The organism is Enterobacter cloacae complex sp. P14RS, assembly GCF_014895895.1.
In the GTDB taxonomy this organism is placed as follows: Bacteria; Pseudomonadota; Gammaproteobacteria; order Enterobacterales; family Enterobacteriaceae; genus Enterobacter; species Enterobacter bugandensis.
This window is the reverse complement of record NZ_JADBQM010000025.1, coordinates 113,536-137,380: the sequence shown is the minus strand read 5'-3', so window position 1 is coordinate 137,380 and position 23,845 is coordinate 113,536. Positions and strand designations below refer to the sequence as shown.

Below are 23,845 nucleotides of genomic sequence, written 5' to 3'. Positions count from 1 at the left end.
TATTTAATTAACCATTTTTGACGGTGCGCCAACGGCGGTGCATCAGTCTTCGGGATAAAGGCGTCCAGCGGTGCTTCGGCACGGCGGGCGCTTTTTTTTGGCTTTTTTTCGGGAGCGGTTATGGCGGATTTGTCGAGACGGCGATTTTTGCAGGCCAGCATGCTGGCGAGTGGCGCAGCGCTGTTACCGGGTGTTATGCAGGCTGCCTGGGCGGCTGGCTCAGATAAACCGGAACAGGAGACGGTGCGCGTCGGGTTTATCCCGTTGACCGACTGCGCGCCGGTGGTTATCGCAGCGTTAAAAGGCTTTGATAAAAAATACGGTATCACCATCGTTCCCACCAAAGAGGCGAGCTGGGCGGCGGTGCGCGACAAGCTGGTGGCGGGAGAACTGGACGCCGCACACATTCTTTACGGTCTGCTGTACGGGCTGGAGCTGGGCATCGCCGGCAAGCCGCAGCAGATGGCGAATCTGATGACGCTCAATCAGAACGGCCAGGCCATCACGCTTTCAAGCGATCTGGCGGAGAAGGGCGTTCGCGATCTCGACGGGCTGAAAACGCTGATCGGGCAGCAGGCGCCGGGAACCTACACCTTCGCGCACACCTTCCCGACCGGGACGCATGCCATGTGGCTTTACTACTGGCTGGCCAGCGCGGGCATTAACCCCTTTGACGACGTGCGCACGGTGGTGGTGCCGCCGCCGCAGATGGTGATGAACATGCGCATCGGCAACATGGTGGGCTTCTGCGTCGGCGAGCCGTGGAACGCGCGCGCGATTAACGACCGTATCGGCTTTACCGCCGCCACGTCGCAGTCCATCTGGGCCGATCATCCGGAAAAGATCCTCGGCACGCGTCGCGACTGGGTGGAGAAAAACCCGCACACCGCCCGGGCGCTGGTGAGCGCGGTGCTGGAGGCCGCGCGCTGGATCGAGGCGTCCCCGGAAAACAAACGCGAAACCGCGCAGATCCTCTCCCGCCGGGCGTGGCTCAACTGCAAAGAACAGTATCTCACCGGGCGCATGCTCGGCGAGTACGACAACGGCCTGGGCCAGCGCTGGCAGGACGCGCACCCGATCCGCTTCTTCAACGAGGGGGCTGTGAGCTACCCGTATCTCTCCGACGGCATGTGGTTCTTAACCCAGTTCCGCCGCTGGGGCTTGCTCAAAGCCGCGCCGGACTACGCGGGCATCGCGCAGCGCATCAACCAGACCTCGGTCTGGCAGGATGCCGCCACCGCCGTCGGCGGTATGTCCACGCCGTCATCACCGTACCGCAGCAGCACGCTGATGGACGGCACCGTCTGGAACGGCGCCGATCCGGAAGGGTACGCCAGCCGTTTCGCCATTCACCGTAAAGGGGCCTGATTATGCCGCATCTGCAAAACACGAAACCACAAGAGACGCCAGAGAGCGGGGAAGTGATTGTCCTGCCTCCGGTACAGGTTCGCCGCCGCCCGCCCGCGTTAGCGCGCCGGATGAACGACTTTTTCCAGCGCGTTATTCCGGCGCTGCTCGGCCTCGGGCTGCTGGTGGTGCTCTGGCAACTGGCGGCGATAAACAGCAAAGGCTTCCCGACGCCGCTCAGCACGCTTGATTCCGCCATTACCCTGTTTGCCGACCCGTTTTATCGCGACGGGCCTAACGATATGGGCATTGGCTGGAACGTGCTTGCTTCACTGCAGCGCGTCGCCATCGGTTTTGGCCTGGCAGCGCTGGCGGGTATTCCGCTGGGCTTTTTGATTGGCCGTTTCACCTTTTTCTCGCGCATGTTCAACCCGCTGATTGCGCTTCTGCGCCCGGTCAGCCCGCTGGCCTGGCTGCCCATCGGCCTGCTGCTGTTCCAGAAAGCGGAGCCCGCGTCGAGCTGGACCATTTTCATCTGCTCTATCTGGCCGATGGTGATCAACACCGCCGAAGGCGTGCGCCGCATTCCGCAGGACTACCTCAACGTCGCCCGCGTATTGCAGCTTTCCGAGTGGACGATCATGCGCCGCATACTCTTCCCGGCTGTGCTACCCGCTGTGCTGACCGGGGTGCGCCTCTCCATCGGCATCGCCTGGCTGGTGATTGTCGCCGCCGAGATGCTCACCGGGGGGCTGGGTATCGGCTTCTGGATCTGGAACGAGTGGAACAACCTCAACGTCGAAAACATTCTGATCGCCATCGTCATCATCGGCGTGGTCGGGTTGCTGCTGGAGCAGGGGCTGATGCTGATCGCCCGTCGCTTTAGCTGGCAGGAAAAATAAGGAGCGAACATGAAACCATTAATTCAGGTCCAGGCCGTGAGCCAGCGTTTTTCCACCGCCAGCGGCGAGTTTCTGGCGCTGCAGAACGTCTCTTTTGATATCCACGAGGGCGAAACCGTGAGTCTTATCGGCCACTCCGGCTGCGGCAAGTCGACGCTGCTTAACCTTATCGCCGGGATCGCACTGCCGACGGAAGGCGGGCTGATTTGCGACAACCGCGAAATCGCCGGGCCGGGGCCCGAGCGCGCGGTGGTGTTCCAGAACCATTCGCTGCTGCCGTGGCTGACCTGCTTCGACAACGTGGCGCTGGCAGTGGATCAGGTGTTCCGTCACACCATGAGCAAGGCCGAGCGCAAAGAGTGGATCGAGCACAACCTCGACCGCGTGCAGATGGGCCACGCGTTGCACAAGCGTCCGGGGGAGATCTCCGGCGGCATGAAGCAGCGCGTCGGGATTGCCCGCGCGCTGGCGATGAAGCCGAAAGTATTGCTGATGGATGAGCCGTTCGGCGCGCTGGATGCGCTGACGCGCGCCCATCTGCAGGACTCGGTGATGCAGATCCAGCAGGCGCTGAACACCACCATCGTGCTCATTACCCACGACGTGGACGAGGCGGTGCTGCTCTCCGATCGCGTGCTGATGATGACCAACGGCCCGGCGGCCACCGTCGGGGAGATCCTGCGCGTTGACCTGCCGCGCCCGCGCAACCGGGTGCAGCTGGCGGAAGACAGCCGCTATCACCACATGCGCCAGCAGATCCTCCATTTCCTCTACGAAAAACAGCCGAAAGCGGCGTAACGAGGGGGCGTTGATGCGACTGGTCATTATCGGGAATGGCATGGCGGCAACCCGGCTGATTGCTTCGCTCACCGGGCGAGCTTCCGGTCGGTTCGCTATCACCGTCATCGGTGACGAGCCGGAGCATGCCTATAACCGCATCCAGCTTTCGCCGGTGCTGGGAGGGGAAAAAACGGCTGCGGGCATCTGCCTTCAGGATGACCAATGGTACCAGGAGCGCGGCGTGACGGTGCTGCGGGGCGAAAAGGCACTCGCCGTGAACGTGGACGCACGGGAAGTGCAAACCACCGCCCGCACGCTGGGCTGGGATGCGCTGGTCTTTGCCACCGGGTCAACGCCGTTTGTGCCGCCGATTCCTGGGGGCGATGCGCCGCACGTCTTCACGTTCCGTACCCTGGAGGATACCCGCGCCATTCAGGCGATAGCCGGTCCGGCGGTGGTGCTGGGGGGCGGCGTGCTCGGCGTAGAGACGGCGGCAGCGCTGGCTCGTTCAGGTGACAACGTCACGCTCGTTCATCGCGGCCCGTGGCTGATGGAGCAGCAGCTGGACCAGCAGGCGGGCGTACTGCTTGAAGAGGCGCTGGCGGCGCGGGGCGTGCGCTCTGAACTCGCCTCCGGCATCGCGGCGATTAACGGGAATAGCGTGACGTTGCTCAACGGACGCCGCGTCGCCGCCGCGCGCGTGGTGCTGGCGACCGGCGTGCAGCCCAACGTCGCGCTTGCGCAGGCCAGCGGTGTTCGCTGCGCGCGCGGCATCGTGGTGGATAGCCAGATGCGGACCTCCGCACCGGACGTCTACGCCATTGGCGAGTGCTGCGAAATTGACGGCCAGACCTTTGGCCTGGTCGCCCCCTGTATGACGCAGGCGGATATTCTCGCCGCGCGGCTGGCGGGCGACACAGCCGCGCCGTTTGCCCTCACCGACAACGGCGTGCGCCTCAAGGTGACGGGCGTGGAGCTGTTCAGCCTCGGGCGCGCGGCGGCGCAGGCGGGCGATGTGGTCTGGAGCTCCTGGGATCCGCTAACCCGTCACTATCGTCGGTTACTGATCCATCAGGGTGCGCTGGCTGGCGTGCTGCTGATGGGCGACTGCCGCAGCGCGGCAACATTTACCGATTTACTGGCAACGGCTGCGCCCGCACGCGCGGACTGGCTGTTCGATCGTTTCACTACGCAACCGCAGGTTGCAGGACAGAACGCTATGACAAAACCTACTCTGGTGGTGGTTGGACACGGTATGGTCGGCCATCATTTTCTCGAAGACTGCGTTAACCGCAATCTGCATCAGCAGTATCAGATCGTTGTCTTTGGTGAGGAGCGCTATGCCGCCTATGACCGCGTGCATCTGTCGGAATACTTTGGCGGCCGAAGCGCGGCGTCGCTCTCGCTGGTGGAGGGGGAGTTCTTTTCCGATAACGGCATTGAGCTGCGCCTCTCGCAGCAGATCGTCGCTATCGATCGCGACGCGCGCGTGGTGCGTACCCCCAGCGGGCATGAGACCCACTGGGACAAGCTGGTGCTGGCGACCGGCTCATACCCGTTCGTACCGCCGGTACCGGGCAACGATCTGCCGGGCTGCTTTGTCTACCGCACCCTTGACGACCTGGACAACATAGCGGCCCACGCGGCGGGCTCGCGTCGTGGCGTGGTGATTGGCGGCGGCCTGCTCGGGCTGGAGGCGGCGAATGCCCTCAAGCAACTCGGGCTGGAAACGCACGTGGTGGAGTTTGCGCCCAATCTGATGGCGGTGCAGCTTGATAATGACGGCGCGGCGATGCTGCGCAGGAAAATCGAGGCGCTGGGCGTTGGCGTTCACACCAGTAAAGCCACCACGGAAATTGCTGCGACGGACGACGGGCTGGTGCTGCGCTTCGCCGACGGTGAACAGCTGGAAACGGACATGGTGGTCTTCTCTGCCGGTATTCGTCCTCAGGACGCGCTGGCGCGCAGCAGCGGGCTGGCTATTGGCGAGCGCGGCGGGATCTGCATTGATGACGCCTGCCGGACCTCCGATTCGAATGTGTTTGCCATCGGTGAATGCGCCCTGTGGGAGGGGAAAATCTTTGGCCTGGTGGCGCCCGGCTACCAGATGGCGCGCGTGGCCGCCGCCGTGCTCGCGGGCGAAGATAAAACCTTCACCGGGGCAGATATGAGCACTAAGCTCAAGCTGCTCGGCGTGGACGTGGCGTCGTTTGGCGATGCTCACGGGCGCACGCCGGGGGCGCTAAGCTACCAGTGGACGCACGGCCCGCAGCAAATCTACAAGAAAATCGTGGTCAGCCACGACGGCCAAACGCTGCTCGGCGGCGTGCTGGTGGGCGATGCCAGCGAATACGCCACGCTGGTGCAGATGATGCTTAACGGCATCAGCCTGCCGAAAGAGCCGGAAACGCTGATACTACCTGCGTTGTCAGGCAGCGCGCCAAAAGCGCTGGGCGTGGCGGCGCTGCCGGAAAGCGCGCAGATCTGTTCGTGTCATAACGTCAGCAAAGGCGATATCTGCCGGGCGGTGAGCGCGGGCGCAGCGGATATCGGCGCCGTTAAGCAGTGCACCAAAGCGGCGACCGGCTGCGGGGGCTGCAGCGCGCTGGTGAAGCAGGTGATGGAGTTCCAGCTTGCCGAGCAGGGCGTGGAGGTGAAAAAGGACATCTGCGAACACTTCCCGTACTCGCGCCAGGAAATTTATCACCTGGTGCGCGTCAACCATATCCGAACCTTCGACCAGCTTATCAGCCGCTACGGTCAGGGGCACGGGTGCGAGATCTGTAAGCCGCTGGTGGGGTCAGTGCTGGCCTCCTGCTGGAATGAGTATCTGCTCAAACCGGCGCATCTGCCATTGCAGGACACCAACGACCGCTACTTCGCCAATATTCAGAAGGACGGGACGTATTCCATCGTGCCGCGCATGCCCGCAGGAGAAGTGACCGCCGACGGGCTGATCGCCATCGGCCAGATTGCGAAACGCTACGGCCTGTACAGCAAAATCACCGGCGGGCAGCGTATCGACCTGTTTGGCGCCACCCTGGAACAGCTGCCGGAAATCTGGCAGGCGCTGGTGGAGGCCGGGTTTGAAACCGGGCACGCTTACGGGAAATCCCTGCGCACGGTGAAATCCTGCGTCGGGTCGACCTGGTGCCGCTACGGCGTGCAGGACTCCACTGGTCTCGCGGTCAGGCTGGAGCACCGCTACAAGGGCCTGCGCGCCCCGCACAAAATCAAAATGGCCGTTTCCGGCTGCACCCGCGAGTGCGCGGAGGCGCAGAGCAAAGACGTGGGGGTGATTGCCACGGACAAAGGCTGGAACCTCTATCTGTGCGGCAACGGCGGGATGAAGCCTCGCCATGCAGATCTCTTCGCCAGCGATCTGGATGACGAAACGCTGATCCGCACCGTCGACCGTTTCCTGATGTTCTACATCCGCACGGCGGATCGCCTGCAGCGCACCAGTACCTGGATGGACAACCTGGAAGGCGGCCTCGACTATCTGCGTGAGGTGATCCTCAACGACAGCCTGGGCATCGCCCACGAGCTGGAGCAGGAGATGGCCCGGGTAGTCGAGACGTACCAGTGCGAATGGCAAACCACGCTCAACGATCCTGACCGCCTGGCGCTGTTCCGCACCGCGGTGAACGTCGCGCCGTCGGACGAAAGCAAGCGCTGGCAGGAAATCTGCGGCATTGACGATATTCCGGAGCAGGCGGGCATTGGCGCGCGTCTTGGCCGTAAACCGATCGCGCTGTTCCGCTTTGGTCAAACTGTTTATGCCCTGGACGACCTGGAGCCGGGCAGCCGCGCGAACGTGCTGTCACGCGGCATTCTCGGCGATGCGGCGGGCGAGCCGGTCGTTGTCTCTCCGCTATACAAGCAGCGCATTCGCCTGCGCGACGGCTGTCAGGTGGAGAGCGGCGAACCCGCGGTGCGCGCCTGGCCGGTAAAAATTGAAAATGGCAAGGTGTGGGTCGGCAACGAAGAGCTGGTGATGCGCGCGGAGGCCTCATGACGGAAACCAGGACAACGTGCCCCTACTGCGGGGTCGGCTGCGGCGTGATCGCCAGCGTGGAGGATGGAGCGGTCAGCGTTCGGGGGGACGACACCCACCCTGCAAACTTTGGCCGCCTGTGCGTGAAAGGATCGGCCCTGGGGGAGACAACGGGCTTGCAGGGGCGATTGCTGTACCCCGTTGTCGATGGACTTGAGGTGGACTGGTCCCAGGCGCTGAACGCGGCGGGCGAGCGGTTGCGGGAGATCATCGACACATGGGGGCCACGGGCGGTGGCGTTTTACGCCTCCGGCCAGCTGTTAACCGAGGACTACTATGCCGCAAACAAACTGATGAAAGGGTTTATCGGCGCGGCGAACATCGATACCAACTCCCGGCTCTGCATGTCCTCGGCGGTGGTTGGCTACAGGTGCGCCTTTGGCGAAGACGTGGTGCCGTGCAGCTACGAGGATGTGGAAAACAGCGACCTGGTGGTGCTGGCCGGCTCGAACGCGGCCTGGACGCATCCGGTGCTCTATCAGCGTCTGGTGCAGGCAAAGCACATCAATCCACAGATGAAGGTGGTGGTGATTGACCCGCGTAAAACAGCCACCTGCGATATTGCCGACCTGCATCTGGCGCTTAAACCCGGCAGCGACGCCGGGCTGTTTGTGGGGTTGCTCAATCTGATCCAGGGCACCGATGAGTGGCCGATTGCCCGCGTGGCGGCGTTTTGCGACCTTCCGGCAGAGGATATTGGTACCTTTTACGACTGGTTTGTTACCGTGCCTCGCGCCATTACGCTCTACACCATGGGGATCAACCAGTCCTCCAGCGGCAGCGACAAGTGCAGCGCCATCATCAACGTGCATCTTGCCAGCGGGAAGTTCAACCGTCCGGGCTGCGGCCCATTTTCGCTGACCGGACAGCCAAACGCCATGGGCGGCCGGGAAGTGGGCGGGCTGGCGAACCAGCTGGCGGCGCATATGAGCTTCGAGCCGGACGATCTTTCGCGGGTGGCGCGTTTCTGGGGAACGGAACGGCTGGCACAGACGCCTGGGTTGATGGCGGTGGAACTGTTTGACGCCATCGCCCGCGGCGAGGTGAAGGCGGTGTGGATCATGGGCACCAATCCTGCCGTATCGCTGCCGGACAGCCACGCGGTGTGTCAGGCGCTGGCGGCCTGTCCGCTGGTGATTGTCTCTGAGGTGATGAAAGATACCGACACCAGCCGGTTCGCCCATATCCGTTTTCCGGCGCTGGGCTGGGGGGAAAAGGACGGCACGGTGACCAATTCCGAGCGGCGCATTTCGCGCCAGCGCGCGTTTCTGCCCGCGCCGGGTGAGGCGAAGCCGGACTGGTGGATCGTGGCTCAGATTGCAAAACGGCTGGGCTACGGCGAGGCCTTTGCCTGGCAACATCCGCAGGAGATTTTTTGCGAACATGCGGCGCTGACGGCGTTTGAAAATGACGGTGCGCGGGCGTTGAACCTTCAGGAACTGGCGGGGTTAACCCGTGAAGCGTGGGAGACGCTTGAGCCGTACCAGTGGCCGACGGGAAATTTACCGCGTCGAAACGTAGTGCCTGTCGATCCGCTGCCGCACGGCGCGACGGCTACCGCGCTATACCCGGCGATCCTCAACACTGGCCGTATCCGCGACCAGTGGCACACCATGACCCGTACGGGATATGTGCCCCGGCTGATGCAGCATATCGCGGAGCCGTTTGTTGAGGTCTGCGCCGCAGACGCCATTCGGTTTTCACTGTGCGACGGCCAGCTGGCGCGGATCGGCTCGCCGCGAGGCGTGATGGTGGCCAGAGTACGAATCAACGAGGGAATACGGGAAGGCGAAGCGTTTGCTCCTATGCACTGGAACGCTGAGTTTGCCCGCCAGGGAAAGGTTAACGCGCTGGTGGAAGGGCGCATCGATCCGGCTTCCGGCCAGCCGGAGAGTAAGCAAACCGCCGTCAGAATCATGCCCTGGCAGCCCGCCTGGCAGGGGGAGCTCTATGCCCGGGAATGGCCGGAAATCCCCTCTTCGGCTCACTGGTGGCGTAAAGCCTCGCGAATGACGATAGCGGGTGAAAAGCCGCTGCTGTCGTGGGTCATGGACTATGCCAGCGGCCGGGGCTGGCAGCTGCAGGTTGCGCAAACCGGGGAACGCAGCAGCGTGCTGGCCTGGCATAACGGCCATCTGATGCTGGGTTTTTGGGAAGGCACCGCCTTGCCCGATCTGGCGCACCCGGTGATAGAAGCCGCTTTTCAGTCACCACCCTCGACGCCCGCTGAGCGCCATGCGCTGCTGAACGGGCAGGGCGTGGGGAAGGTTACAGATCCGGGGCGCATCATCTGCAGCTGTTTCAGCGTTGGAGAAAACGCGATACGGGAGGCGATTGCCGGAGGCTGCGGTTCCGTTACCGCGCTGGGGGCGACGCTACGGTGCGGCACGAACTGCGGTTCGTGCGTGCCTGAGCTCAAAACAATGTTTCAGGAAATTCCGGAAAATTCCCCGTAAAGCTGCAAAGAGGGAGAAATCACGTTAAGGTACCTGGTGTTCTTACGTAAGCACCGGGTAATTCTTACGACATTGATGACTGTTTCTCCCCCTTTCCGAACGCTGGTTTTACTCTCCCTTGTTACTGCCGGAGCCGTTCACGGTGCGCCGAATTCCTTTATCCAGCAGGCACAAAACCCCTTTGATAATAACGGGGATAATCTCCCCGATCTCGGTATGGCAGCCCCCACCGGGGAGGGGGAAAAGCATCTCGCCGAAATGGCGAAAGCCTTTGGTGAAGCCAGTATGACCGACAACGGCCTGACTACGGGCGAGCAGGCGCGGCAGTTTGCCTTTGGTCAGGTGCGCGACGCGGTGAGCGGCGAGGTGAACCAGCAGATTGAATCCTGGCTGTCGCCCTGGGGGAACGCCAGCGTCAATTTGCTGGTGGATAACGACGGGAAATTCAACGGCAGCAGCGGGAGCTGGTTTATCCCCTGGAACGATAACAACCGTTACCTGAGCTGGAGCCAGCTCGGCCTGACGCAGCAGACGGATGGCCTGGTCAGTAACGCCGGAATCGGCCAGCGCTGGGTGGCCGGAAACTGGCTGCTGGGTTACAACACCTTTTACGACAACCTGCTGGATGAGAACCTGCAGCGTGCCGGGCTGGGAGCGGAGGTGTGGGGAGAAAATCTGCGCCTGTCGGCTAACTATTATCAGCCTTTTGCCGGCTGGCGCGACAGCTCTGACGTCCAGGAGCAGCGCATGGCGCGGGGATATGACGTGACCGCCAAAGCCTGGCTGCCGTGGTTTCATCACCTGAACACCAGCGTCAGCTTTGAGCAATATTTTGGCGACAACGTTGACCTCTTCAACAGCGGAACCGGGTATCACAACCCGGTGGCGGTCAATCTCGGGCTTAACTATACCCCCGTGCCGCTGGTGACGCTAACCGCCGGGCATAAGCAGGGCGAAAGCGGAGAGAGCCAGAATAACCTCGGGCTGAAGCTCAACTATCGCTTCGGCGTGCCGCTGGTTAAGCAGCTCTCCGCCGGAGAGGTCGCGGCCACGCGATCCCTGCGCGGAAGCCGCTATGACTCGCCGGAGCGTAACAGCCTGCCGGTGATGGAGTTCCGCCAGCGTAAAACGCTCTCCGTCTGGCTGGCAACCCCGCCGTGGGATCTCAAAGGAGGCGAAACCGTCATGCTGAAGCTGCAGGTTCGCAGCACTCACGGTATTCGTCAGATCCACTGGCAGGGTGATACCCAGGCATTGAGCCTGACGTCCCCGGGGAAAAGTGACAGCACCGACGGCTGGAGCGTGATCATGCCTGCCTGGAATGACGCTGAAGGGGCGACAAACCGCTGGCATCTCTCGGCGGTGGTGGAAGATGCGAAGGGCCAGCGCGTCTCATCCAATGAGATCACGCTCGCTGTGGTGCAGCCGCTGGTCGCATTACCTGACGACGACCCGCGCTGGAAGCTGCTGCCGGATGAGTAATGCTTAAAAAATACGTTCCTGATGGACCCACACCGCGGCTTCAACGCGGGATTTTAGCTTCATTTTCTTGAGCATATGCTTCACGTGCACTTTAACCGTGCTTTCGGTGATATCCAGGCGGCGGGCGATCATTTTGTTCGGCAGGCCCTGGGCAATCAGCTTAAGAATATCGCGCTCGCGCGGCGTTAACTGGCTGACGTCGCGGTCAGAGGTGGCGCGGTTCGCCCGCAGGCTGGCGGCCAGCACCGGCGTCAGGGCCTCGCTCAGCACCATCTCGCCTGCGGCGGCCTGCTGCAGCGCCTTCAGCAGGTCTTCTGGCTCCATATCCTTCAGCAGATAGCCATCCGCGCCGCGCTTCAGCGCCGTGACCACATCCTCTTCGTGGTTGGAGACGCTAAAGACCACCACGCGACCGGAAAGGGATTTCTCGCGCAACTTGTCGAGGGTTTCCAGACCGTTCATGCCGGGCATGTTGAGATCGAGCAGGATCAGATCCGGATCGAGGGATTCGGCCAGCTCAATACCCTGTTCACCGTTGCTGGCTTCGCCAACCACGGTAATGTCGGGTGCCATGCTGACCAGCTGTTTTACGCCAGTACGCAGCATCGGATGGTCGTCGATCAACAGGATGGATGCCGGTTCCTGATTAGTCATGGGTTTCTCCTTGAGCAGTTGTAAGCGGTTTTTCGGGAATAAAGGTGACCACAACTTCCGTGCCACCCGTCTCTCTCCGTCGAACCTGGCAATCACCGCGCAGGCTTTGGGCGCGGTCTCGCATAATGATTAAACCATAGTGGTTAGTGCGTTCGGCATTTTCCGGCACGCCGCGACCGTTGTCGTGAACCGTCAGCCTGACCTGATTAGCGTGCTGGCTGACGGTAACCGTAACCGCCGTCGCTTCAGCGTGTTTGAGCACGTTGCTCAGCGCTTCGCGGGCGATCTGCAGCAGATGAATCGCCTGATGGGAAGGGACAAACCGCGGCGGCAGCTGGTAATCCAGCTTCACCGGGAAGCCGAGCCGGGCGCTAAATTCCTGGCAGCTGGATTCCAGCGCCGGGCGCAGCCCCGGCTCGGTCAGCTGCAGGCGGAAGGTGGTCAGCAGCTCGCGCAGCTGTACCCAGGAGGTGTTCAGCTCGTTGCGGATCTGGCTCAGCAACTGTTTGTTGCTTTCCGGCATTTCCGCGTCCTGCATCTGCAGGCAGCTCACCTGCATTTTCATACAGGAGAGCGACTGGGCGATAGAGTCGTGGAGCTCGCGGGCGATGGTCGCGCGCTCTTCCATGACGATCAGCTGCTGCTGTTTTTCCTGGTGCCTGTCGAGCGCCAGCGTGGCCGTTAGCTGTTCAACCAGGGTGTCCACCAGCTGCTGCTGGTCGTGGCTCAGATGACGTCCGGCTGGCAGGGTGGCCAGCAGAATACCGTACTGGGTGTGGCTGTCCGTCAGCCGCCACTTCAGGGTAGTGCCGCCAGAAGCCTGCAGCGGCAGGCCGCGCGGGCACAGGTGACAGCCTTTATCATCGCAGGACATGTCGGACTGACAGGTAAACTCCTGATGATTATCTTCATCTTCCACATCGTAAACCCGCAGCTCCAGGTCATGCAGCAGGGTCAGATTTTGCAGGCCGTTCAGCACCGGCGAAAGGCGTTCACATAGCGGCACCTGCATGTGCAGCCGACGGTTGGCTTGCCACAGGAAGGAGAGGATCTCATTTTTCTGCTCCAGCCCGGCGGTTTTTTCCTGCACGCGCTGCTCCAGCACCGCGTAGCTTTCGGAGAGCTCCGCCGACATGGTGTTCAGCGCCTGGCCGAGCATGGCCATCTCGTTGCGCCCGCTGATGTGCGTGCGCTGGGTAAAATCTCTGTTCGTTACGGCGCGCGCCATCGCCAGCAGCTGTTTCCAGGGATTCAGCAGCCGCGCCCGGAGCCAGATAATGGTGAAGATCAGCAGCAGGCCCATAAACAGCGCCATGGCACGGTGTACCATTACCACCCGGTCGATGCGTAATTCGGTGGTTTGGTCGAAAGAGGAGACCAGCGCGTCAATGCGGGAGACGAAACCCGCTACGTCCTGCGCAACGGTTTCGGTGCTGCGCGCCTGTTTCAGACCGGGTTCCAGCTGGGTGTGCCAGTAGCCCTGCAGGGCTTTAAGCTGGGACTGCTGGCCGGCGCGGATGGCGGCGTTTTCCAGTTCGGGGCTGAAGGCCGTGCGCTCCATTTCATCAATTAAGGGCCGATCGTCCTGCGTCAGGGGGACCGACGCCAGCAGACGATAACTCTGCATGCGTAGAGAACCTGCCTCGTTGATGGCATGTGCATTACCCTGTACCCCTTGTACCAGCCAGCCGGAAATCGCCATGCCGGCCACGCCCAGGGCGGTAGACAGCAAAACAATCAGGGCTAGCTGATTGACGAGAGTCAGCGGTGATAAACATCTTTTTAACATAGAGTTGCCGGGCTCCTGACGTGGCCTGCTTGCAGGAATGGCGCTATTCTGGTGCATACCCTGGAGTATACCCATACCAATAAAGGATTACCTCTAAATTGCCAACGGAGTATAGGTGAAGAAGCGGTGGTAGCAAGGAACCTTCAGTGCAGTGAAAAACCACGTCTTTTTTACCGAATTATCCTACTCACTAAGGATAACCCCTTTTTTTGCGCCGCAAATCCCCGCACTTTTCCTTTGATTTATATCAACTTACCGCCGCCCTAAAACCCTAATGTTTGCAGCATCATTCGAGAATCAGAGGTGTCTATGAGTCACTCATCCGCTCCCGAAAGGGAAAATGGTGCCGTTATTACAGACTGGCGTCCAGAGGATCCGGCGTTCTGGCAACAGCGCGGCCATCGTGTAGCAAGCCGGAATCTGTGGATTTCCGTTCCGTGTCTGCTTTTAGCGTTTTGCGTATGGATGTTGTTTAGCGCGGTCGCGGTAAACCTGCCGAAAGTAGGGTTTACGTTCACGACCGATCAGCTGTTTATGCTTACCGCATTGCCGTCGCTGTCTGGCGCGCTGCTGCGTGTCCCTTACGCGTTTATGGTCCCGGTATTCGGTGGACGTCGCTGGACGGCGTTCAGTACGGGCATCATGATCGTCCCTTGCGTGTGGCTAGGCTTCGCGGTGCAGGATACCTCCACGCCGTTCAGCGTGTTCGTGATTATCTCCCTGCTGTGCGGTTTCGCCGGCGCTAACTTCGCCTCCAGCATGGCGAACATCAGCTTCTTCTTCCCGAAAGCGAAGCAGGGCGGCGCGCTGGGTATTAACGGCGGTCTGGGCAACATGGGCGTAAGCGTGATGCAGTTGATTGCGCCGCTGGCGATCTCTGTTTCTATTTTTGCCGCCTTCGGTGGCGGCGGCGTTGAGCAGGCGGATGGTTCTTCCCTCTACCTGCAGAACGCGGCCTGGATTTGGGTTCCGTTCCTGGTGGTGTTCACCCTCGCTGCGTGGTTCTTTATGAACGATCTGAGCGCGTCGAAAGCATCCCTGAGCGAGCAGCTTCCGGTGCTGAAGCGTGGACACCTCTGGGTGATGGCGCTGCTGTATCTGGCTACCTTCGGTTCGTTTATCGGCTTCTCAGCGGGCTTTGCCATGCTGTCGAAAACCCAGTTCCCGGACGTGCAGATCCTGCAATTCGCCTTCTTCGGTCCGTTCATTGGCGCACTGGCACGTTCGCTGGGCGGCATGATCTCCGACCGTCTGGGCGGGACTCGCGTTACGCTGGTGAACTTTATTGTGATGGCAGTCTTCTGCGCGCTGCTGTTCCTGACGCTGCCTTCTGACGGGCAGGGCGGTAACTTCTTTGCCTTCTTCGGCGTGTTTATGGTGCTGTTCCTGACGGCCGGGTTGGGGAGTGCTTCTACCTTCCAGATGATCTCCGTGATCTTCCGCAAGCTGACGATGGATCGCGTGAAAGCGCAGGGCGGAAGCGAAGAGCAGGCCATGCGTGAAGCGGCGACGGATACGGCTGCGGCCCTGGGCTTTATCTCGGCTATTGGCGCAATTGGCGGCTTCTTTATTCCGAAAGCGTTCGGCATCTCGCTTGACCTGACCGGCTCTCCGGCTGGCGCCATGAAAGTCTTCCTCGTCTTCTATATCGCCTGCGTCGTGATTACGTGGCTGGTATATGGCCGTAATACCAAGAAAAACAAGTAAGTGTGATTATCCGTTAACGTGGCCTTCGGGCCGCGTTTTTTTTCGACTGAATAATAGTTACAACATACTGAAAGCTTTTACAGCAGTCATCTGCGGGTAACACCGTGATCGCCATCGCTTTGCAGGGATGTCTACCCCTTAATACCTGAGATGTTAAATTTTGCCGGGGTTATTGTACGATGAATGATAAATATCTTTATAAATCATTCATTTATTCGTTTTAAAAATATACCGCTTTGGTGGTATTTGGTCTAACCCCTCCTTTTACAGTCCCTCTTCGTCTTGATCGTTATCAATTCTCCCCCTCTTTCAGGGCGTTACCTTCGCTGCAAATCAGCAATGTCGATTTAGAGAGCCACAGGCTCCATACAGGAGATACCCGATGAGCAAATTTTTGGACCGGTTTCGCTACTTCAAACAGAAGGGTGAAACTTTTGCCGATGGGCACGGCCAGGTTCTGGATACCAACCGGGACTGGGAAGACGGTTACCGCCAGCGCTGGCAGCATGACAAAGTCGTCCGGTCTACCCACGGCGTAAACTGCACTGGCTCATGTAGCTGGAAGATTTTCGTTAAAAACGGTCTGGTGACCTGGGAAATGCAGCAGACCGACTATCCGCGCACCCGTCCGGATATGCCGAACCATGAACCGCGCGGCTGCCCGCGCGGGGCCAGCTACTCTTGGTATCTCTACAGCGCCAACCGTCTGAAATATCCGCTGATGCGCAAACGCCTGATGAAAATGTGGCGTGAAGCGAAAGTGCAGCACAGCGACCCGGTTGATGCGTGGGCCTCTATCATTGAAGATGCCGACAAAGCGAAAAGCTTCAAGCAGGCGCGCGGTCGCGGTGGTTTCGTTCGTTCTTCCTGGAAAGAGGTGAACGAGCTGATTGCCGCCTCTAACGTCTATACCGTAAAAACCTACGGTCCTGACCGCGTGGCGGGCTTCTCGCCAATCCCGGCGATGTCGATGGTCTCTTACGCTTCCGGCGCGCGCTACCTGTCGCTTATCGGCGGGACCTGCCTGAGCTTCTACGACTGGTACTGTGACCTGCCGCCTGCCTCTCCGCAGACCTGGGGTGAGCAGACCGACGTGCCGGAATCCGCCGACTGGTACAACTCCAGCTACATTATCGCCTGGGGATCTAACGTTCCGCAGACCCGTACCCCGGACGCGCACTTCTTTACCGAAGTCCGCTACAAAGGGACCAAAACCGTTGCGGTCACCCCGGACTACGCGGAAATCGCCAAGCTGTGCGACCTGTGGCTGGCACCGAAACAGGGTACCGATGCCGCGATGGCGATGGCGATGGGCCACGTCATGCTGCGCGAATTCCACCTCGACAAACCGAGCCAGTACTTCACCGACTACGTGCGTCGCTACACCGACATGCCGATGCTGGTGATGCTGGAAGAGCGTGAGGGCTACTATGCCGCGGGCCGCACGCTGCGCGCCGCCGATCTGGTGGACGCGCTGGGCCAGGAAAACAACCCTGAGTGGAAAACCGTTGCCTATAACAGCAACGGCGAGCTGGTGGCGCCAAACGGCTCTATCGGCTTCCGCTGGGGCGAGAAGGGCAAGTGGAACCTTGAGCAGCGCAACAGCACCACCGGTGAAGAGACGGAGCTGCGCCTCAGCATGCTGGGCAGCCAGGACGAGATCGCCGAGGTTGGCTTCCCGTACTTTGGCGGTGAAGGTTCCGAGCACTTCAACAAGGTTGAACTGAAAAACGTGCTGATGCACAAGCTGCCGGTTAAGCGCCTGCAGCTGGCCGACGGTTCTACCGCGCTGGTCACCACCGTCTATGACCTGACCATGGCGAACTACGGCCTGGAGCGCGGTCTGAACGACGAAAACTGCGCAACCAGCTATGACGACGTGAAGGCCTATACCCCGGCCTGGGCGGAGCAGATCACCGGAGTACCGCGCGCGCAGATCGTTCGTATCGCCCGCGAGTTTGCGGAAAACGCCGACAAGACCCACGGTCGCTCGATGATCATCGTGGGTGCCGGTCTGAACCACTGGTATCACCTCGATATGAACTATCGCGGCCTGATCAACATGCTGATCTTCTGCGGCTGCGTCGGGCAGAGCGGCGGCGGCTGGGCGCACTACGTGGGCCAGGAAAAACTGCGTCCGCAGACCGGCTGGCAGCCGCTGGCGTTTGCCCTTGACTGGCAGCGTCCGGCACGTCACATGAACAGCACCTCCTACTTCTATAACCACTCCAGCCAGTGGCGCTACGAGACGGTTACCGCGCAGGAACTGCTGTCGCCGATGGCGGATAAATCCCGCTACAGCGGCCACCTGATTGATTTCAACGTGCGCGCTGAACGCATGGGCTGGCTGCCGTCTGCGCCGCAACTGGGCACTAACCCGCTGCGCATTGCACAAGAGGCGAAGCAAGCGGGGATGTCGCCGGTGGATTACACCGTGAAATCGCTCAAGGAAGGCTCCATCCGCTTCGCGGCAGAACAGCCTGAGAACGGCAAAAACCATCCGCGCAACCTGTTCATCTGGCGCTCCAACCTGCTGGGCTCGTCCGGTAAAGGCCACGAGTACATGCTGAAATACCTGCTGGGCACCGAGAACGGTATTCAGGGTAAAGATCTCGGCAAGCAGGGCGGCGTGAAGCCAGAAGAAGTGGAATGGAAAGACAACGGTCTGGACGGCAAGCTGGATCTGGTGGTGACGCTGGACTTCCGTCTGTCCAGCACCTGCCTGTACTCCGATATCGTGCTGCCAACCGCCACCTGGTACGAAAAAGACGACATGAATACCTCGGACATGCATCCGTTTATTCATCCGCTGTCTGCGGCCGTTGACCCGGCGTGGGAATCGAAAAGCGACTGGGATATCTACAAAGACATCGCGAAGAAATTCTCCGAAGTCTGCGTAGGTCACCTGGGCAAAGAGACCGACGTGGTGACGCTGCCAATCCAGCACGACTCCGCTGCCGAACTGGCGCAGCCGCTTGACGTGAAGGACTGGAAAAAAGGCGAATGCGACCTGATCCCGGGCGTGACCGCGCCGCACATCATTCCGGTTGAACGTGATTACCCGGCAACCTACGAGCGCTTTACCTCCATCGGCCCGCTGATGGAGAAAATCGGTAACGGCGGCAAAGGCATCGCCTGGAACACCCAGAGCGAAATGGACCTGCTGCGCAAGCTCAATTACACCAAAGCGGACGGCCCGGCCAAAGGCCAGCCAATGCTCAACACGGCAATTGATGCGGCGGAGATGATCCTGACTCTGGCACCGGAAACCAACGGCCACGTGGCGGTGAAAGCGTGGGCGGCCCTGAGTGAATTTACCGGTCGCGACCACACGCATCTGGCGAAGAATAAAGAGGAAGAGAAAATCCGCTTCCGCGATATCCAGGCCCAGCCGCGCAAGATTATCTCCAGCCCGACCTGGTCTGGTCTGGAAGATGAGCATGTGTCCTATAACGCTGGTTATACCAACGTTCACGAGCTGATCCCATGGCGCACGCTTTCTGGTCGTCAGTCACTGTATCAGGACCACCAGTGGATGCGCGACTTCGGTGAAAGCCTGCTGGTGTACCGTCCGCCAATCGACACCCGCTCCGTGAAAGCGGTGATGGGCGCGAAATCGAACGGTAACCCTGAGAAGGCGCTGAACTTCCTGACGCCGCACCAGAAGTGGGGTATCCACTCCACCTACAGCGACAACCTGCTGATGCTGACCCTGTCGCGCGGTGGTCCGATTGTCTGGATGAGCGAAGCGGACGCCAAAGATCTGGGTATCGAAGATAACGACTGGATTGAAGTGTTCAACAGCAACGGCGCCCTGACGGCGCGTGCGGTGGTGAGCCAGCGCGTGCCGGCCGGGATGACCATGATGTACCACGCGCAGGAACGTATCGTGAACCTGCCGGGTTCAGAGATCACCGAGCAGCGCGGCGGTATTCACAACTCCGTGACCCGTATTACGCCGAAGCCGACCCACATGATCGGTGGCTATGCGCAGCTGGCCTACGGCTTTAACTACTACGGCACCGTAGGATCGAACCGCGATGAGTTCGTGGTGGTACGTAAGATGAAGAATATTAACTGGTTAGACGGCGAAGGTAATGACCAGGTACAGGAGAGCGTAAAATGAAAATTCGTTCACAAGTCGGCATGGTGCTGAATCTGGATAAGTGCATCGGCTGCCACACCTGTTCAGTGACCTGTAAAAACGTCTGGACCAGCCGCGAAGGTATGGAGTACGCCTGGTTCAACAACGTGGAAAGTAAGCCGGGCACCGGCTTCCCGACCGACTGGGAAAACCAGGAGAAGTGGAAGGGCGGCTGGATCCGCAAAATCAACGGCAAGCTGCAGCCGCGCATGGGTAACCGCGCAATGCTGCTGGGTAAAATCTTCGCTAACCCGCACCTGCCGGGGATTGAGGATTATTACGAGCCGTTTGATTACGACTACCAGAACCTGCACAACGCGCCGGAAAGCAAACACCAGCCGATCGCCCGCCCTCGCTCGCTGATCACTGGTCAGCGCATGGACAAAATTACCAGCGGTCCAAACTGGGAAGAAATTCTGGGCGGCGAGTTCGAAAAGCGCGCCAAAGACCAGAACTTCGAGAACATGCAGAAGGCGATGTACGGCCAGTTCGAAAACACCTTCATGATGTATCTGCCGCGCCTGTGCGAACACTGCCTGAACCCGGCGTGCGTCGCGACCTGCCCGAGCGGTGCCATCTACAAGCGTGAAGAAGACGGCATCGTGCTGATCGACCAGGACAAGTGTCGCGGCTGGCGCATGTGCATCACCGGCTGTCCGTACAAAAAAATCTACTTCAACTGGAAGAGCGGTAAGTCTGAGAAGTGCATCTTCTGCTACCCGCGTATCGAAGCCGGTATGCCGACCGTCTGCTCCGAGAGCTGCGTAGGTCGTATTCGTTACCTCGGCGTGCTGCTGTACGACGCGGACGCGATTGAGAATGCCGCAAGCACCGAGAATGAGAAAGATCTCTATCAGCGTCAACTGGACGTCTTCCTCGATCCGAACGATCCGAAGGTGATTGAGCAGGCGCTGAAAGACGGCATTCCACAGAGCGTGATTGACGCCGCGCAGCAGTCGCCGGTGTACAAAATGGCGATGGACTGGAAGCTGGCTCTGCCGCTGCACCCGGAATACCGCACCCTGCCGATGGTCTGGTACGTGCCGCCGCTGTCTCCGATTCAGTCTGCGGCGGACGCGGGCGAGCTGGGCAGCAACGGTATTCTGCCGGACGTGGAAAGCCTGCGTATCCCGGTTCAGTATCTGGCAAACCTGCTGACAGCAGGGGATACCCAGCCAGTACTGCTGGCGCTGAAACGTATGCTGGCGATGCGCCACTTCAAACGTGCGGAAACCGTTGACGGCGTGAACGATACCCGCGCGCTGGAAGAGGTCGGCCTGACCGAAGCGCAGGCGCAGGAGATGTACCGCTACCTGGCGATTGCTAACTACGAAGACCGTTTCGTGGTGCCAAGCAGCCACCGCGAGCTGGCCCGCGAGGCCTTCCCGGAGAAAAGCGGGTGTGGCTTCACCTTTGGCGACGGTTGCCACGGGTCAGACAGTAAATTCAACCTGTTCAACAGCCGCCGCATCGACGCCATGGATGTGACCAGCAAAACGGAGCCGCACCAATGATTGAACTCGTCATTGTTTCGCGTCTGCTCGAGTACCCTGATGCTGCGCTTGCGCAGCATCAACAGGAACTCTTTGATGCACTCGCGTCATCTGAAAACCTGGATAAAGAGGATGCCCAGAAGCTGGGCGTTTTCCTCCGCGATCTGCTGGCGCGCGATCTGCTCGACGTGCAGGCGGACTACAGCCAGCTGTTTGACCGTGGTCGTGCGACGTCTCTGCTGCTGTTTGAGCACGTTCACGGTGAATCCCGCGACCGCGGTCAGGCGATGGTGGACCTGATGGCCCAGTACGAGCAGCACGGCCTGCAGCTCGACAGCCGCGAGCTGCCGGACCACCTGCCGCTGTACCTGGAGTATCTGGCGCAGCTGCCGAAAGAAGAGGCGCTGGGTGGTCTGCAGGATATCGCCCCGATTCTTGCGCTGCTCGGCGCGCGTCTTCAGCAGCGTGAGAGCCGCTATGCGGTGCTGTTCGATCTGCTGGTGAAGCTGGCGAACGCCTCGGTCGACAGCGAAAAAGTGGCGGAAAAAATCGCGGATGAAGCCCGGGATGATACCCCGCAAGCGCTGGATGCGGTCTGGGAAGAAGAGCAGGTGAAATTCTTTGCTGACCAGAACTGCGGCGAGTCTGAAATCTCCGCTCACCAGCGTCGTTTTGCCGGCGCGGTTGCCCCGCAATATTTGAATATCTCTAACGGAGGACGGCACTAATGCACTTCCTGAATATGTTCTTCTTTGACATTTACCCGTATATCGCGGGCACCGTATTCCTGGTGGGAAGCTGGCTGCGCTATGACTACGGCCAGTACACCTGGCGTGCTGCCTCCAGCCAGATGCTGGATCGCAAAGGGATGCACGTCGCGTCTAACCTGTTCCACATCGGTATTTTGGGGATTTTTGCCGGTCACTTCCTTGGGATGCTGACGCCGCACTGGATGTACGAAGCGTGGCTGCCGATTGAAGTGAAGCAGAAGATGGCGATGATCGCCGGCGGTGCCTGCGGTGTGATGACCCTGGTGGGTGGCCTGCTGCTGCTGAAACGGCGTCTGTTCAGCCCGCGCGTGCGTGCAACCACCACTGCAGCGGACATCCTGATCCTCTCCCTGCTGATGGTGCAGTGCGCGCTGGGTCTGCTGACTATTCCATTCTCTGCGCAGCATATGGACGGCAGTGAAATGATGAAGCTGGTGGGGTGGGCGCAGTCCGTCGTGACCTTCCACGGCGGAGCGTCTGAGCACCTGGACGGCGTGGCGTTTATCTTCCGCGTTCACCTTGTGCTGGGGATGACGCTGTTTGTGCTGTTCCCGTTCTCCCGTCTGGTGCACATCTGGAGCGCGCCGGTTGAGTACCTGACGCGCAAATACCAGATTGTGCGTGCCCGTCGCTAATTCAGCGTCTTGATACCAACCCCGCATTCGCGGGGTTTTTTTTCGCCCCAGCCCAGGTTGTTGCCCGCTGCAGCAAACAGGATCAGCGCGCCGCCCGCCAGCTGCGTCAGGTTCAGCGAGTGTCCGAATACCAGGTTATCGACAACGATCGCCACCACCGGATAGATAAACGACAGGGAGCCGGTAATGGGGGTAGGTAGCTTCTGAATCGCGCTGTAGAGCAGCTGGTACATAATGCCGGTATGGACGATGCCGAGCGTCAGCAGGATCGGCCAGGGAAAATCACCGGAAAATGACGGCCGGCTGGCAAACGGCAGAAGCATCACGACGCCCGTCAGCACCTGAATAAAGGCAATATGCTGCGGTGCGATTGTTTTCAGTTTGCGCGCAATGATTGCCGTCAGCGCGTAGAAGAAGGCCGCGGCCATTGCCAGACCAATACCCGCCAGCCATTTAGTGTCGTGGGTGCCGGTCAGCTCGCTGGAGAGCAGTATCACCACGCCGCCGAAGGCGAGGAACAGCCAGCCCCATTTCACCACGCTGACGCGCTCGCCTAAAAACATCCCCATCAGGACCAGCATAAACGGCTGAGTGTTATAGACCACGGTCGAAAGACCAATAGAGATCCGCTCATAGGCTGCGAAGAGCAGCAGCCAGTTCACCACTAATGCCACACCGCCGAGAATCGCCAGCAGCAGCGTGGTGCGGGTGAGGGGGCTAAAGGGCTTTTGACTTACCCGGATAAAAATGAAAAGCGCTATTGCCCCAATAAGGCAGCGCCAGAACACCACTTCCGTCACCGGCAGACCGCTGAGCAAAACAAACGCGCCGATAGAGCCGGAAATTAACATCGCCAGACTCATCTGCCAGACGCCTTTATGTAAATCACGCATTATTCACCTCCTGATTAATAACGCTATTGTCGGAAATCGCTGTTGGGTTTTACAGGGGTGAGATAAGGTTGAAGGTGTTAACTGCATTTTTAAATTAGGTGAAACGAGTGGAATACCTTATTGATGATATCGATCGGCAAATTTTAACCTGCCTGGTTGAGGATGCGCGCATGTCGTTGAAGGTGCTCAGCGGCCGCATCGGCCTGACCTCACCCAGCACGGCAGAGCGTCTGAAGCGGCTGGAAGAGCGGGGCGTGATTCAGGGGTATGGCGCACGGGTGAATCTCGCGGCGCTGGGGTATACGCTGCAGGCGCTGGTACGGGTTCGCCCCTTACCGGGGCTGTTGCATAAGGTGGATAAGTATATTCAGGCGATGCCGGAGTGTATTGAGAGCGACAAGGTGACCGGGGAAGACTGCTTTGTGATTAGGCTGGTGGTGCGATCGATAGAACAACTGGATGCGCTGCTGGACGGGCTGGCGGAGCATGCCCAATGTAATACGTCGATTGTGAAAAGTTCGCCAGTGAAGCGTCGTTTGCCGCCAATGTAGTCGTCTGTCGCCGGGTGGCGGCTGCGCCTCGCCCTTCGGGTCGTTGCCTGCGGCAACGCTTTCTCGCTGCGCTCGAATCGAACCTTAGTCGAAGCTTCTCATCCTTCCCCTTACGGAAATACATGATGCACGGTGCGAGCAGAATGTTAAGTGTCGTTTGAAAGTGATGGTGGTGGGGGAAGGAT

Annotated in this window: 15 protein-coding genes and 1 other RNA gene; 12 read left to right on the top strand and 4 right to left on the bottom strand. The window is 60.0% G+C overall.

The annotated features are described in order from the left end of the window. The first annotated feature begins 120 nt into the window (after window positions 1-120). The 6 genes from IM295_RS20310 to IM295_RS20285 all read left to right on the top strand — a co-directional run bounded on the left by IM295_RS20310 (window position 121) and on the right by IM295_RS20285 (window position 11,024). Window positions 121-1,368, top strand: coding sequence for a CmpA/NrtA family ABC transporter substrate-binding protein (locus tag IM295_RS20310; RefSeq protein ID WP_028013453.1), 1,248 nt, complete (start codon window positions 121-123; stop codon window positions 1,366-1,368). Window positions 1,369-1,370: 2 nt separating this feature from the next. Beyond that, entirely contained in the window at window positions 1,371-2,249 is an 879-nt protein-coding gene (ntrB, locus tag IM295_RS20305; protein WP_028013452.1) for a nitrate ABC transporter permease, read from the top strand. Between the two features lie 9 nt (window positions 2,250-2,258). Further along, on the top strand, window positions 2,259-3,047 hold the full coding sequence (locus IM295_RS20300; protein WP_028013451.1) for an ABC transporter ATP-binding protein: 789 nt from the start codon (window positions 2,259-2,261) through the stop codon (window positions 3,045-3,047). Between the two features lie 13 nt (window positions 3,048-3,060). Then, the gene (gene nirB, locus IM295_RS20295; protein ID WP_193067250.1) at window positions 3,061-7,047 is read left to right on the top strand and encodes a nitrite reductase large subunit NirB; all 3,987 of its coding nucleotides are present in this window, start codon (window positions 3,061-3,063) and stop codon (window positions 7,045-7,047) included. Beyond that, entirely contained in the window at window positions 7,044-9,542 is a 2,499-nt protein-coding gene (locus IM295_RS20290; protein ID WP_193067249.1) for a nitrate reductase, read from the top strand. The genes nirB and IM295_RS20290 overlap by 4 nt, the downstream gene beginning before the upstream one ends. A 75-nt stretch (window positions 9,543-9,617) precedes the next feature. After that, a complete protein-coding gene (locus tag IM295_RS20285) occupies window positions 9,618-11,024 on the top strand; it encodes a YchO/YchP family invasin (protein WP_047368715.1) in 1,407 nt (468 codons plus the stop codon). A 3-nt stretch (window positions 11,025-11,027) separates the two neighbouring features. Here the strand turns inward: IM295_RS20285 and narL are convergent, their stop codons facing one another. Together narL and narX are read right to left on the bottom strand one after the other, a co-directional pair. Beyond that, complete coding sequence (gene narL / locus IM295_RS20280) at window positions 11,028-11,678, bottom strand: two-component system response regulator NarL (RefSeq protein WP_003856701.1); 651 nt, start codon at window positions 11,676-11,678, stop codon at window positions 11,028-11,030. Next, entirely contained in the window at window positions 11,671-13,467 is a 1,797-nt protein-coding gene (gene narX / locus IM295_RS20275; protein WP_032644884.1) for a nitrate/nitrite two-component system sensor histidine kinase NarX, read from the bottom strand. The genes narL and narX overlap by 8 nt, the downstream gene beginning before the upstream one ends. Window positions 13,468-13,776: 309 nt before the next feature. Here narX and IM295_RS20270 point away from each other — a divergent pair, with 309 nt between their 5' ends. The 5 genes from IM295_RS20270 (at window position 13,777) to narI (ending at window position 22,216) form a co-directional block, all read left to right on the top strand. After that, complete coding sequence (locus IM295_RS20270) at window positions 13,777-15,174, top strand: NarK family nitrate/nitrite MFS transporter (protein ID WP_047364940.1); 1,398 nt, start codon at window positions 13,777-13,779, stop codon at window positions 15,172-15,174. A 382-nt stretch (window positions 15,175-15,556) separates the two neighbouring features. Further along, window positions 15,557-19,300 carry a nitrate reductase subunit alpha gene (locus IM295_RS20265; RefSeq protein ID WP_126345830.1) on the top strand — a complete coding sequence of 1,248 codons (3,744 nt, stop codon included), beginning with the start codon at window positions 15,557-15,559 and terminating at the stop codon, window positions 19,298-19,300. Beyond that, entirely contained in the window at window positions 19,297-20,832 is a 1,536-nt protein-coding gene (gene narH / locus IM295_RS20260) for a nitrate reductase subunit beta (RefSeq protein ID WP_028013444.1), read from the top strand. The genes IM295_RS20265 and narH overlap by 4 nt, the downstream gene beginning before the upstream one ends. Next, window positions 20,829-21,539, top strand: coding sequence for a nitrate reductase molybdenum cofactor assembly chaperone (narJ, locus tag IM295_RS20255; protein ID WP_193067248.1), 711 nt, complete (start codon window positions 20,829-20,831; stop codon window positions 21,537-21,539). Before narH ends, narJ begins: the two co-directional genes overlap by 4 nt. Next, window positions 21,539-22,216, top strand: a complete 678-nt coding sequence (narI, locus tag IM295_RS20250) for a respiratory nitrate reductase subunit gamma (protein ID WP_021240339.1) — start codon at window positions 21,539-21,541, stop codon at window positions 22,214-22,216. Before narJ ends, narI begins: the two co-directional genes overlap by 1 nt. Here the strand turns inward: narI and IM295_RS20245 are convergent. Further along, window positions 22,213-23,109, bottom strand: a complete 897-nt coding sequence (locus IM295_RS20245) for a DMT family transporter (RefSeq protein ID WP_193067247.1) — start codon at window positions 23,107-23,109, stop codon at window positions 22,213-22,215. The two genes, narI and IM295_RS20245, sit on opposite strands and share 4 nt — an antisense overlap. Window positions 23,110-23,216: 107 nt before the next feature. Here IM295_RS20245 and IM295_RS20240 point away from each other — a divergent pair, with 107 nt between their 5' ends. Further along, window positions 23,217-23,660: an Lrp/AsnC family transcriptional regulator gene (locus tag IM295_RS20240; RefSeq protein ID WP_100170128.1), complete on the top strand. Its 444-nt coding sequence runs from the start codon at window positions 23,217-23,219 to the stop codon at window positions 23,658-23,660. A gap of 5 nt (window positions 23,661-23,665) precedes the next feature. On the opposite strand, the gene IM295_RS20235 is transcribed toward IM295_RS20240, so the two are convergent. After that, window positions 23,666-23,783, bottom strand: a non-coding RNA gene (locus IM295_RS20235) — RtT sRNA. Window positions 23,784-23,845 lie beyond the last annotated feature (62 nt).